General features: G+C 44.0%; 10 protein-coding genes. 5 read left to right on the top strand and 5 right to left on the bottom strand.

Annotation, left to right across the window (positions count from 1 at the left end; genetic code table 11):
• The first annotated feature begins 279 nt into the window (after positions 1-279).
• Entirely contained in the window at positions 280-1,455 is a 1,176-nt protein-coding gene (locus tag J699_RS07305) for an acetate/propionate family kinase (protein WP_032882846.1), read from the top strand.
• Between the two features lie 35 nt (positions 1,456-1,490).
• Complete coding sequence (gene pta, locus J699_RS07310; RefSeq protein ID WP_032868712.1) at positions 1,491-3,626, top strand: phosphate acetyltransferase; 2,136 nt, start codon at positions 1,491-1,493, stop codon at positions 3,624-3,626.
• A gap of 73 nt (positions 3,627-3,699) precedes the next feature.
• On the opposite strand, the gene J699_RS07315 is transcribed toward pta, so the two are convergent.
• Positions 3,700-4,605, bottom strand: coding sequence for a DMT family transporter (locus J699_RS07315; protein ID WP_032868762.1), 906 nt, complete (start codon positions 4,603-4,605; stop codon positions 3,700-3,702).
• A 183-nt stretch (positions 4,606-4,788) separates the two neighbouring features.
• Here J699_RS07315 and J699_RS07320 point away from each other — a divergent pair, with 183 nt between their 5' ends.
• The 3 genes from J699_RS07320 to J699_RS07330 all read left to right on the top strand — a co-directional run bounded on the left by J699_RS07320 (position 4,789) and on the right by J699_RS07330 (position 7,965).
• Positions 4,789-5,649 (top strand): helix-turn-helix domain-containing protein, encoded by an 861-nt coding sequence (locus J699_RS07320; RefSeq protein ID WP_032868710.1) that lies wholly within the window; start codon positions 4,789-4,791, stop codon positions 5,647-5,649.
• 144 nt (positions 5,650-5,793) lie between these two features.
• Positions 5,794-7,320, top strand: coding sequence for a fumarate hydratase (locus tag J699_RS07325; RefSeq protein WP_005227321.1), 1,527 nt, complete (start codon positions 5,794-5,796; stop codon positions 7,318-7,320).
• A gap of 102 nt (positions 7,321-7,422) precedes the next feature.
• The gene (locus tag J699_RS07330) at positions 7,423-7,965 is read left to right on the top strand and encodes a DUF2059 domain-containing protein (RefSeq protein WP_005227322.1); all 543 of its coding nucleotides are present in this window, start codon (positions 7,423-7,425) and stop codon (positions 7,963-7,965) included.
• A gap of 22 nt (positions 7,966-7,987) precedes the next feature.
• Here J699_RS07330 and J699_RS07335 read toward each other — a convergent pair whose 3' ends face one another.
• The 4 genes from J699_RS07335 to tig all read right to left on the bottom strand — a co-directional run bounded on the left by J699_RS07335 (position 7,988) and on the right by tig (position 12,508).
• Positions 7,988-8,704, bottom strand: a complete 717-nt coding sequence (locus J699_RS07335) for a DUF2846 domain-containing protein (protein ID WP_032868709.1) — start codon at positions 8,702-8,704, stop codon at positions 7,988-7,990.
• 153 nt (positions 8,705-8,857) lie between these two features.
• Complete coding sequence (gene clpX, locus J699_RS07340) at positions 8,858-10,168, bottom strand: ATP-dependent Clp protease ATP-binding subunit ClpX (protein ID WP_032868708.1); 1,311 nt, start codon at positions 10,166-10,168, stop codon at positions 8,858-8,860.
• A 39-nt stretch (positions 10,169-10,207) separates the two neighbouring features.
• Positions 10,208-10,813, bottom strand: a complete 606-nt coding sequence (gene clpP, locus J699_RS07345) for an ATP-dependent Clp endopeptidase proteolytic subunit ClpP (RefSeq protein WP_004775790.1) — start codon at positions 10,811-10,813, stop codon at positions 10,208-10,210.
• A 363-nt stretch (positions 10,814-11,176) separates the two neighbouring features.
• Positions 11,177-12,508 carry a trigger factor gene (tig, locus tag J699_RS07350; RefSeq protein ID WP_005227325.1) on the bottom strand — a complete coding sequence of 444 codons (1,332 nt, stop codon included), beginning with the start codon at positions 12,506-12,508 and terminating at the stop codon, positions 11,177-11,179.
• Positions 12,509-12,720 lie beyond the last annotated feature (212 nt).

The following is a 12,720-nucleotide window of genomic DNA, read 5'->3' as shown; positions in this document are numbered from 1 at the left end:
CAACACAGCAACACGATAAAGGCCATTTAATTGATCTTTATCGTGTTTTTATATACTTACATACAAAAATAATGATAAAACCTACAGATCAATTAAAAGAAGATATGATTTCCAGCCTATACTGATTAGGTTGATTTATAAACGGGTTGTATAGGCTAAAGTCTATCTTCGCCAAGATGACATCCCATGTTAAAACATTGCGCTTGATTCCACTGCTCATGCATTGCAGCAAGATCAGAGTGTTCATCATAAAATTTAAAATCTGTTAGGTGTTCAAACGTGGCTATATCTGTATTAGTAATTAACTGTGGTTCATCATCAATCAAATACGCACTGATCTCGGAACGCCGTGAAGATCGTATTTACGGTTTGGCAGAAAATCTGGGCGCAGCAGATGCCCGTATCAAAGGGATCCCTCTGGGTGGCGAGCCATTAGAACTTTCAATTCCTTACGCAGATCACGCCAAAGCACTGGAAACCTTGTTGGCACGTTTAGCCAACTATAATCCGCAAGCAATTGGACACCGTGTAGTGCACGGCGGCAATATCACCAAAGCAGAACTGCTTACACCTGAACTAGTTGAACGCATTGAAGCCGCGACACCGCTTGCCCCTTTACACAATCCGGCACACCTCATCGGGATTGAAGCTACCATGCGCTTATTCCCGCAACTGCCACAAGTGGCAGTTTTTGATACCGCATTCCATCAAACCATGCCTGAACACGCTTATCGTTATGCACTGCCAAAATATTTATATACCGAACATCAAGTGCGCCGTTATGGCTTCCACGGCACCAGCCATGCCTATGTCACTGAACGTGCCAGTGAACTGGCGGGCAACAAGAATCAGGGGGGCTGGCTCAGTGCCCACTTAGGTAACGGTAGCTCAACCTGTGCCGTATGGAATGGACATAGTGTCGATACCTCTATGGGCATGACTCCGCTTGAAGGCGTGGTCATGGGTACCCGTAGCGGTGATGTCGATCCAAGTCTGCATCTGTTCCTGGCCAGCAATCTGGGCTGGGATATCCAGAAAATTGACAGCATGCTCAATAAAGAAAGCGGTTTACTCGGCTTGTCGGGCTTATCCAATGACATGCGCACCTTGGTAGAAGCCTCTGAAAATGGACATGAAGATGCAACGCTTGCGATTGAAGTGTTCTGCTATCGTCTGGCCAAATCCTTATCTGCTTTAAGTTGTGGCCTGCCACGTCTGGATGGTTTAGTCTTCACTGGCGGTATTGGCGAAAACTCAGCCTATGTCCGTGAAAAAACCTTGGGCTATTTATCTCACTTTGGTTTGCAATTTAGCAAAGAGAAAAACGATGCTTTGGCACGCGGTAGCGAAGGCCGTATTGATAATGGCACGGGTCCACAGATCTGGGTCATTCCAACCGATGAAGAAGGCCGTATTGCCAAAGAAACCCGTCAAGTGATTGAGCCAAACGCTTAATTTATTCAGAAATATAAAAGAGTGACAAAGTCAGTATGAATACGATTTTACTCATCCCTACCGGGGAAGGTGTTGGTTTAACCTCTGCCTGTTTAGGCATGATTTATGCGCTGGACTGTAAAGGGATCAATGCGGGTTTCCTCAAGCCATTTTCACAGATTGCCGATGCACCTGTAGATCGCACCACCACGCTCTACCATCATTTATTTCAACACCCTTCGGTTGAACCGATTAGCTATGAAAAACTGACCCAGTTGATTGCCTTGGGCGAAACCGATGAATTGCTGGAAGAAGCTGTAGCACTGCATCGCCAGATTGCCGCCAATCATGATGTGATTATTGTTGAAGGGCTAGTGCCAAATGGGCAAGATCATTTTGCCAGCGAAATCAATGCAGCACTCGCGCAAGCACTCGATGCCCAAGTGGTTCTGGTCAGTACTGCCGATCTGGCCGATCCTCGTAAAACAGCGGAAAAAGTCGATGCCCATTTACGCCAGTTTGGCGGCGCCGCATCGGCGCGGACCACTGGCGTGCTGTTCATGCGCACCAAAGGACTTCCAGAAGGCACCGCAGAAATTCCAGTAACGCTGGACCCAAGCTTACGCCTAGACAAACACATCGAAGCCTTTGCCCTAGAACTGCAACGCTATAATCGTTATATGGGCACAAATGACCTACCGATTATTGGACTGGTGCCCTTCAGTAATATTCTCAGTGTACCGCGTAGTCTGGATATTGCCCCAGTGATTAAAGGAACCTGGTTGCATCAAGGTGAAGCCAAACAACGTCGCATTCTGCATACCAGTTTAATTGCATCCAATATCGAATCAGAGCTGCATAAGTTTGTGGCAGGGGAACTGATCATTAGCGCCTCACAACGCACCGATGCGCTCCTGGCAGCGAGCCTTGCCAGCAGCAATGGTACACCGCTCGCAGGTCTGGTTTTAACTGAACAGGCAGCTCCTGCGGACAATGTTTTAGAATTTTGCCAAAGTGCGATTAAACAAGGCTTACCTATTTTGCACACGCCCTTAGACACTTTGGAAACGGCGCAACTGCTGCATCGCTTTGGCAATGAAATTCCAATTGATGATACTGAACGTGCCGAACAAGTGACGCGTTTTGTGTCCAGCCATATTGATAATCACTGGCTTGATCAACATACCCAGAACAATCTACACCCTCGTCTGTCACCGTCTGCTTTCCGCTATGAGCTGGTACAGAAATCGATTTCAGCCAAGAAACGGATTGTATTACCTGAGGGTGATGAACCTCGTACCGTACAGGCCGCAGTAATTTGCCAGACACGTGGTATTGCACAATGTGTGTTATTGGCAAAACCGGAATCAGTGGCGGAAGTGGCAAAAGCACGAGGTATTCAACTGCCTGAGGACTTGGAAATTATTGATCCGGATCGCATCCGCGACCAATACATTGAGCCGATGGTGGAACTGCGTAAAAGCAAGCTGGATGCCTTACAAGCCAAAGCACAGTTACAAGATACCGTAGTGCTTGGCACTATGATGCTGGCGCTGGATCAAGTTGATGGTCTGGTTTCAGGTGCGATTCATACCACCGCCAATACCGTGCGTCCTGCATTTCAGTTAATTAAAACTGCACCGAACTATTCACTGGTGTCCTCGATCTTTTTTATGCTGTTGCCAGATGAAGTCTATGTGTATGGTGACTGTGCCATTAACCCTGATCCAGATGCCGAACAGCTGGCTGAAATTGCCATTCAGTCAGCTGATTCGGCTAAAGCCTTCGGTCTTGATCCGCGTATAGCCATGATCAGCTATTCAACAGGAACTTCGGGTACAGGGGCTGATGTTGAGAAAGTGGCTGAAGCCACCAAAATTGCACAACAGCGTCGCCCTGATTTATTGATCGATGGACCATTGCAATACGATGCTGCTTCAGTCGAAAGCGTTGGTCGCCAGAAAGCGCCTGATTCTCAAGTGGCGGGCCGTGCCAATGTATTTATCTTCCCGGACCTGAATACAGGCAATACTACCTATAAAGCGGTGCAACGTGCAGCGAATGTAGTCAGTGTCGGCCCGATGTTACAAGGCCTGAATAAGCCTGTGAATGACTTGTCCCGTGGGGCATTGGTAGATGATATTGTATTTACCATTGCTTTAACTGCGATTCAGGCCAAACAGCAAGATTAAATTGATTATAGAGTCATAAAAAAGCCATCTACACTAATAAAGAGTAGATGGCTTTTTATTGTAGAAGTTTTAATTAAGCACGTTTTGAAACCCCAATTCTTTTGAACTGCGGCCCCTTCACAAAGAAAATTGCATTACCGCATAGAATCAAAATCACCCCGATGACAGCATTCATTTGCCAGTGATAACCTTCCCATACCGTCGAGATGACCAAAGCCACCAAAGGAAACAGCAAAGTACTATACGCCGCCTTGCCTGCACCAATACGCCCCACCAGAAAGAAATAGGCAGTAAAGCCAATCACCGAGCCAAAGATTGCTAAATACAGCAACGCACTGACTGCACTAAAGGACATGCTCGGGAAAAAATTGTCCTGTTTAAACCATGAGATCAAAGCCATCAATAATGAACCATACAACATGGCATAGGCATTAGTGGTAAAAATATCCAGCCCATGTTTCTGATGCCGGGTACTGATCATATTCCCCAAAGAGAAACCATAGGTGCCTAGGATACATAGCCCGATACCCATCAAAGTATTGCGATTTAGAGTGGTGCCTACCACGTCATGCCAGAACAAGGCAATAATTCCCAGCACACCAAGTAAGGCGGCAGGATAAAAGCGTGAAGAAACCTGCTGAGAAAAAAATAATCGGGCATTAAGGGTATTGAAAATCACCGCCATCGAGAAAATGACCGCTTCTAAACCACTGCTGATATATTGCACCGCATAGTAGAAACAGACAAAGTTAAAGCCGAAAATACAGCAGGCCTGTAACATACAGAATAAGTGATCTTTAGCTGCCAGCTTTTGCAATTTCCGGCTGAGCGCAATAAAACCAAATAACACCAGTGCTGAGATAAAGAAACGCCAGAACACCGCAACATTGGCTGAAATTCCACTTTGTTGTTGCAAGGTAATGGCAATCCATGTGGTTCCCCAAATCACCACCACCAAAGCATATAACAGCGCATTCATCTCTTTTAAACCCAACTTAATCACCAAGACGATTATTTTGCGAGATTTGATGGCCCGGGTTCTTGCACAATCTTGCGGTGCTTATCATGGATTTGCGTTTTTCTCGGATTTTTTTGACCAGATGACAAAACTGGCTGAACGTTCTACACTTAACTGGATCATATTTGGCACTGCGTATAGAAGATGAAATATCAGATTCTAGATCAATTACAGCAATATAAAGCGCAATTGCTCGACTCGGTAGAACTGGGTTCGGGTATGCAGTTGGCCATGTGGCAAAACAATCAGGACCGGGTCAGTGTCTGTAGTAATCACCATACCTTAAGCATGTATGTTCAAGGGGGTTATGAAAGCTATCAAAAGACGGCGCAAGGTTGGCACAATGGGGGTGGACCTGATCGGATGTGCCTGATGCCACAGGATTTTGAATCGACCTGGGATCTGCGTGATCCACTGACATTTGTACATTTGTACTATACAGAACAGCATTTACAACGCGTGGCAGAACAAGTCTGGGATCGCGAACCCAGCCAGATCGTCCTTAATCCGCAGATTTTTGTAGCGGACCCACAAATTTCCATGCTCTATCGGCATTTTTTACTCAATGGTGCCTGGCAAGAACGTGAAAATCATTTGCAGATGAGTACCGCGACTACACTGTTACTGAATCATCTGATTAAAAATTACAGTCATGCCCAATGGCAAGCGCCTGAAGTCAAAGGTGGTCTCTCGCCTTATGTGCTTAAGCAGTTACTGGAATGGATTGATCAACATCTCCATTTGAGTCTGACCTTATCGGATCTGGCTCAGCAAGCACAACTCAGCGAGTATCATTTTGCCCATATGTTCAAACAATCGATGCAGATGCCTCCGCATCAGTATGTGATGCAACGTCGTCTTGAACTGGCACATCAGGCATTACACAGCAGCAGTCTGAATTTGACTGAAATTGCGACCCAATATGGCTTTAGTTCCAGTAGTCATTTTAGCAATCGTTTTAAAAAGCAGTTTGGTTATTCGCCTTCGCAAATCCGAAAAAACTAAAACAGAAATTTCTCCTGATATATTCTTACGTTCGGTTTTCATTGTTAGACCTTTCGCCAAATCTAAGCTAAAACTCCCACAATCATTCCTTTTTGTCATATAATTTAGCCCGCCAGCTAATCGCCCGCTCAAGAGAAATTTGATATGACAACGATCATCAAACAAGATGACTTGATTACATCAATCAAGGATGCCCTGCAGTTTATTTCTTACTATCACCCGCAAGACTTCATCCAAGCGATGAGCCGTGCCTATGATCGTGAAGAAAACAAAGCTGCAAAAGATGCTATTGCACAGATCCTCATCAACTCACGTATGTGCGCTGAAGGTCACCGACCAATCTGTCAGGATACAGGGATTGTTAACGTTTTCCTTGAAGTTGGCCTGGACGTTAAATTTGATTTAACCATGAGTCTGGATGATGCAGTCAACGAAGGCGTACGCCAAGGTTACCTAGAGAACTCAAACGTACTCCGTGCTTCAGTTTTAGCAGATCCGGCTTTTGGTCGTAAGAATACCAAAGACAATACCCCTGCCGTCATCCACTACAAACTCGTACCTGGGAATAAAGTCGATATTACCGTGGCTGCAAAAGGTGGCGGTTCAGAAAACAAATCTAAACTTGCGATGCTGAATCCGTCTGATTCAATCGTGGACTGGGTACTTAAAACTGTTCCAACCATGGGTGCAGGCTGGTGTCCACCAGGTATGCTCGGTATCGGTATCGGTGGTACTGCCGAAAAAGCCATGATGCTTGCGAAAGAAGCACTCATGGAAGAAATCAACATGGACGAATTACTACGTCGCGGTCCACAAAACAAGATGGAAGAACTCCGTATCGAGATCTTCGAGAAAGTGAATGCATTAGGTATTGGTGCACAAGGTCTTGGTGGTTTAACCACAGTACTTGATATTAAAATCAAGGATTACCCATGCCACGCAGCAGGTAAGCCAGTCGGTATGATTCCAAACTGTGCTGCAACTCGTCATGCACACTTCCAGTTAGACGGTTCAGGCGTTGCGCACATTCAAGCACCAAAACTTGAAGACTATCCTGCTGTGACTTGGGATTCGTCTCAATCGAAGCGTGTCAACCTTGATACCATTACGCAAGAAGAAATGAATGCCTGGAAGCCAGGTGATACATTATTGTTGAACGGTACGATTTATACCGGTCGTGATGCTGCACATAAGCGCATGGTCGACATGCTCAACAATGGCGAAGAGCTTCCAGTCGATCTAAAAGGTAAATTCATTTACTACGTGGGTCCAGTCGATCCAGTCGGTGATGAAGTGGTTGGTCCTGCAGGCCCAACAACAGCAACCCGTATGGACAAGTTTACCCGTCAAGTGCTAGAAGCAACTGGCTTGTTCGGTATGATCGGTAAAGCGGATCGTGGTCCTGCTGCAATTGAGGCAATCAAAGACAACCAGGCAACTTATTTGATGGCTGTTGGTGGTGCTGCTTACCTTGTATCTAAAGCAGTCCGTGAAGCTGAAGTGGTGGCCTTTGCTGATTTAGGTATGGAAGCAATCTACAAGTTCGTGGTTGAAGATATGCCGGTCTCTGTTGCGGTTGATGTAAATGGTACTTCAATCCATGCCACTGCACCAAAAATCTGGCAAGCCAAAATTGGCAAGATTCCAGTGGTTGATGCCGCTGCGTCATAAATAATACTCATACAATAATCATAGCCGAATCATCGTATTCGGCTATTTTTTTGCCTGAAGCTTCTGCTAGATTATAAAGATGAGAAGAATAAGGAAATGCAAATGAATAAATATTTACTCAGCATGCTGCTTGGTCTGAGTTTACTTGGCAATATCCAGCATAGCTTTGCATCTCCCGCACAAAGCAAATCGATCAAAGAGCTGATCAAACTCAGTGACCTTGAACATGCCCTAAATACCTCACTGGATGAAATGCAGCCCACACTGGATCTTGAAGCTGAAAATATCCTGTTACGGGTGCTGGGCAAGGATGAACTCACCACCACCCAAGAGCATCTCGCGGTGCTGGAACTGAGTCAACTACTGAAAGAAACCAGCGCAAAAATGTTTGCCCGGCCTGAAACCATTCAGGCGATTGAAAAAATCTACGCCGATGCACTTAGTGAAGAAGAAGTCCAAGCCTATTTAAAATTTTTAAAGACACCGGAAGGCCAGTCGATTAACCAGAAAACCCTACAAATCACCACTCATGTTTTTCAATACATGAATAACATCAGTCAAAAGACCTTGAGCGATCCCCAACAAAGTTCACAGCTTAAAGAGCAGTTCCTGACGATTATCAAACCGTTAATTCAGGAAGAGTAAACGGCTGTTGTCATTGTCATGATTACCAGGTCAACGGGTTCCATAGCTTAAACGGTTTGACCAGATGCACTTCCGACTTTGCGTCATACTTGGCTGGTTTTAACTCTTGTGGCTTAGAACGCACCTTGCCTGAAGCATCTTGTGCCACAAAGTTATAGCTGGATGATTTTAGCCGGGTAAAGGCGATTTCCTGATGTGCCACTTTATCTGGCATGATCATAAATGGTCCCGTATGTTCACTACGGGAAATTTTATTTTCTTCGTCATACTTGATGAAATAAGTCTGAGCAGCATCGACGGTAAAGTCCAGATATTTCGGCTTTTGGAAATGCAGTCCAGCCAATGGCCGACTCACACTCAGACGATAGGTCCCTGCGGGTAATTCTAGCCAGTAATAGTGATTATGCAATAGACTTGGAATACGGTGTCCGTTAATAAATAAATTGGCTGCTGCAATTTCCTGACGGTTCCAGCGCGTATCTGGACGGTATAAGTAGACCACCGCCGCTTGTTCATTTTGCGGTTTAACCGGCGCGAAATACTGCCCTAATTTTTGATTGACCCAGCCGCCCACACTAAAGCCGCCGACATGATATTGATCAAATAAACCCGGTTCTTTTTCTGTATCCACAGGGGGTAATGTTGCAGTCAGTGCGGTTGGTTTTTCTTCAACAGCTTTATGGCTTTGACAGCCAGCGAGCACCCCTGCACAACATAATGACACTATTAAATAACGCATGACATCCCTCAAGGCGTTTTCTTGAATTTATTTTTAACAACGCAAAACTATGCGGATTTTTTTTCAATTTTAAGATTAACACCTCGTTGCCCAATTGCAAATAAAAAAAGCATGAAAAGCCAAGCCTTTCATGCTTTTTCAGATGGACGAGAATTAAGCCGATTTAGAATCGACCACCTTCAAATCCTTCTTTTCAATCAGTTCGGGTGTACCTGTCTGTGGTAAACGTTCCGGCTTAAAGGTTGGCTTCGCCGTACCATTAATCACCGCTTCATCCACAATCACGGTACCGACATCACTACGACTTGGTAAGTCATACATGGTTTCAAGCAAGACATTTTCCAGAATTGAACGCAGACCACGTGCACCGGTGTTACGATCCAGCGCTTTCTTCGCAACAGCACGTAATGCAGACTCATCAAAGACCAGATCGACATCTTCCATCGTGAACAGGTACTGGTATTGACGTGTCAATGCATTTTTAGGCTCTGTCAGAATCTGCATCAATGCTTCTTCATCCAGCTCTTCTAAAGTGGCAATCACGGGCAAACGACCAATAAATTCAGGAATCAAACCGAATTTAACCAGATCCGTTGCTTCAACCTGACGGAACAATTCAGAGACTTTTTTACTGTCATCTTTATTCTTCACATCCGCGGTAAAACCGATTCCGCCCTTCTCTTGGCGTTGCTGTACGATTTTTTCCAGACCAGAGAATGCACCACCACAAATAAACAGGATATTGGCAGTATCAATCTGGATGAATTCCTGCTGTGGATGCTTACGACCACCTTGTGGCGGAATAGAAGCAACCGTACCTTCAATCATTTTTAATAATGCTTGTTGTACGCCTTCGCCAGACACATCACGGGTAATTGAAGGATTTTCAGATTTACGGGTAATCTTATCAATCTCATCAATATAGATAATGCCCTTTTGCGCTTTCTCTACATCGTAATCGGCTTTTTGCAATAACTTCTGCACGATGTTTTCCACATCTTCACCCACATAACCGGCTTCGGTTAAGGTGGTTGCATCTGCCATCGCAAATGGTACATCAAGTAAACGTGCCAGCGTTTGCGCCAGTAAGGTTTTACCTGAACCGGTCGGGCCGATCAGCAGAATATTACTTTTCGCAATTTCAATGTCCTGATGCCCATGGTTCGACTGGCCCACTTTCAAACGCTTATAGTGGTTATAGACCGCAACAGACAAGGTCTTCTTGGCAACATCTTGCCCGATTACATATTGATCCAAGGCAGCACGTATTTCGTGTGGTTTTGGCAATGACTTGGTTGCCCAATCACCTGCTTCAACTTGTTGACTGGTTTGCACCAGGTCCAAGCAGACATCCACACACTCATTACAAATATATGCGTCCTCACCAGCAATCAATTTTCCAACTTCAGATTGCGTCTTACCACAAAATGAACAATGTTTTTGTCCTTGAGGATGTTCGGACATATTTACTCCACAACTTAAATCTTAAACTTAGGTCCTAAATCAGGGACGTTTGCTTAGCACTTCATCTACTAAACCATATTCTTTGGCTGCTTGTGCAGTCATGAAATTGTCACGATCTGTGTCACGCGCAACCGTTTCATAATCCTGGCCGCTATGTTCAGCCATCAAGCGGTTTAAACGTTCTTTAATGAATAGAATTTCACGCGCGTGAATTTCGATATCAGAGGCCTGACCACGGAAACCACCCAGTGGCTGATGAATCATGACACGTGCATTTTCCAGACAGTAACGTTTTCCTTTGGCACCCGCATTTAACAAAAATGCACCCATTGATGCAGCTTGACCCATGCAGTAAGTGACAACATCAGGTTTAATAAACTGCATGGTGTCATAAATCGCCATACCCGCAGTGACTGAACCACCTGGTGAATTGATATAAAGGTGGATGTCTTTTTCTGGATTTTCTGCTTCAAGAAATAACATCTGCGCAACGATTAAGTTCGCCATGTTATCTTCAACTTCACCCGTTAAGAAAATAACACGCTCACGTAATAGACGTGAAAAAATATCGAATGAACGCTCACCACGAGAGGATTGTTCAACGACAACAGGAACTAAAGCATTTTCAATTGTTGGAACATACATATGTTTACTTATTCCTAAATTATTGTGACCCGATCTATGCCAACAATATGAGGGATAATCGATGAAATTGCAAAAGGTTCAATCTGAAATATTCGATTATTTAGACTAAAATCTGGTAATTTTTCGAGAAATTAACACTTTCATAACATAGGGTTTTAAGCACTTGCAGCAATACTTTCGAAGATAGGAATTTTCGGATTCTGCAAGCCCTGCTCCCCAGCATTTCGCATACGAGAGAATAGAACGAGATGAGAACCATAACTGCTCAATTCATTTTTTAACGATCTACCTTATACATATAGCTCAATGCTAAAGAAAAAAGGCGCATTAAGCGCCTTTTTTCTTTAATCAACTTTTGAAAGATTAGCCACGACGAGCTTGTTGTTCTTTCAATAAGTCTTCGTAGCTAATCGCAACATCTTTTACTTTAGCAGCAGCCAAGATGTGATCAACCACCTGATCTTCTAACACAACAGCTTCGATTTGAGCACGTTGTTGTTTGTCATTTTTGAAATATTCAACCACTTCAGTTGGATCTTCATAAGAAGAAGCCATGTCATCGATGTAAGCATCAACACGTGATTGGTCAACTTCAAGTTTAGCATCAGCCAATACTTTGCTTACCAATACGCCAAGCTTCACTGATTTTTCAGCTTGCTCTTTGAACAATTCATCTGGAAGCATACTGCTGTCAAATGCGCCTGCACCTTGAGCACCAAACTGTTGCGTGAATTGCTGGATCATTTGTTGACGTTGACGGTCAATTTCTTGAGCAACCATAGATGCTGGAACTTCGATTTCGTTCGCAGCAACAAGCGCATCAAATGCAGCCTGTTTAACTTGGTTACGAAGACCGTTGCGAACTTCACGTTCCATATTCTTACGAACGTCAGCTTTTAACTTGTCTAGGCCTTCTTCTTCAGTTAAGCCAAAGATTTTCAAGAATTCAGCATCGATTTCTGGAAGTTTAGGTTTTTCAACTTGCTTCACAGTGATTTTGAATTGAGCCGCTTTACCCGCCAAGTTTTCAGCTTGGTAGTCTTCTGGGAAAGTTACATCGATAACTTTTTCTTCGCCAGCTTTCATACCAACGATACCGTCTTCAAAACCTGGGATCATACGACCTGAACCAAGTACAAGTTTAAAGTCTTCAGCAGCGCCGCCTTCAAACTTCTCACCATCAACAGTACCTTCGAAGTCGAAAGTCACTTGCATGTCTTTCTTCGCCATACCTTTGGTTACAGCCCAAGTTTGACGTTGTTTTTGCAAGTTTTCGATCATCACGTCAACGTCTTTATCGTTGATTTCTGATGATTTACGTTCAACTTCCAAATCAGCAAAAGTTTTCACTTCTACTTCTGGATAAACTTCAACAGTTGCTTCAAAAACTAAAGCATCATCTTTGTTTTCAACTTTCTCAATGTTTGGCATACCCACTGCATTGATTTTTTCTTGTTGAATTGCTTCGAATACGCTGTCACGAATGACGTCATTCACAACTTCTTGATAAATGCCCGCACCATATTCACGGCGAACAACATTTAAAGGCACTTTACCTGGACGGAAGCCGTTGATCTTCACAGTTTTGGCAGTGCGTTTTAAGCGAGCTTCAAACTGCTCGTTAACACGGCTCGTCGGTACAGAAACATTTAAACGACGGGCAACGCCCGAAACCGCTTCAGTCGTTACTTGCATGGCTTCCTCGATATATAGTTAGTAGTAACATTTTTAAAGTGCCACATTATATGACAACTTTCAGGATATACAAAATCGGATGCTAAAAATTGTCCTTTTCCCTAGGCAATTACCGTATAAAATGTTCTAGATGTTGATAGATTAAAATTAAAAAATTGATATTCAATAACTTTGGTCAATATTTATCTCAAGAATTTTTTTGACAGCGTTAA

Origin of the sequence: Acinetobacter sp. 1000160 (assembly GCF_000588715.1) — a bacterium.
Taxonomy (GTDB): Bacteria; Pseudomonadota; Gammaproteobacteria; order Pseudomonadales; family Moraxellaceae; genus Acinetobacter; species Acinetobacter courvalinii.
The sequence above is the reverse complement of the archived record's forward strand: the minus strand, read 5'-3'. Positions and strand labels throughout refer to the sequence as shown.

Excerpts from the sequence above, each read along its gene's own strand:
- pta (WP_032868712.1), top strand. The coding sequence starts at position 1,491 with ATGAATACGATTTTACTCATCCCTACCGGGGAAGGTGTTGGTTTAACC.
- J699_RS07315 (WP_032868762.1), bottom strand. The coding sequence starts at position 4,605 with ATGAATGCGCTGTTATATGCTTTGGTGGTGGTGATTTGGGGAACCACA.
- J699_RS07320 (WP_032868710.1), top strand. The coding sequence starts at position 4,789 with ATGAAATATCAGATTCTAGATCAATTACAGCAATATAAAGCGCAATTG.
- J699_RS07325 (WP_005227321.1), top strand. The coding sequence starts at position 5,794 with ATGACAACGATCATCAAACAAGATGACTTGATTACATCAATCAAGGAT.
- J699_RS07330 (WP_005227322.1), top strand. The coding sequence starts at position 7,423 with ATGAATAAATATTTACTCAGCATGCTGCTTGGTCTGAGTTTACTTGGC.
- J699_RS07335 (WP_032868709.1), bottom strand. The coding sequence starts at position 8,704 with ATGCGTTATTTAATAGTGTCATTATGTTGTGCAGGGGTGCTCGCTGGC.
- clpX (WP_032868708.1), bottom strand. The coding sequence starts at position 10,168 with ATGTCCGAACATCCTCAAGGACAAAAACATTGTTCATTTTGTGGTAAG.
- clpP (WP_004775790.1), bottom strand. The coding sequence starts at position 10,813 with ATGTATGTTCCAACAATTGAAAATGCTTTAGTTCCTGTTGTCGTTGAA.
- tig (WP_005227325.1), bottom strand. The coding sequence starts at position 12,508 with ATGCAAGTAACGACTGAAGCGGTTTCGGGCGTTGCCCGTCGTTTAAAT.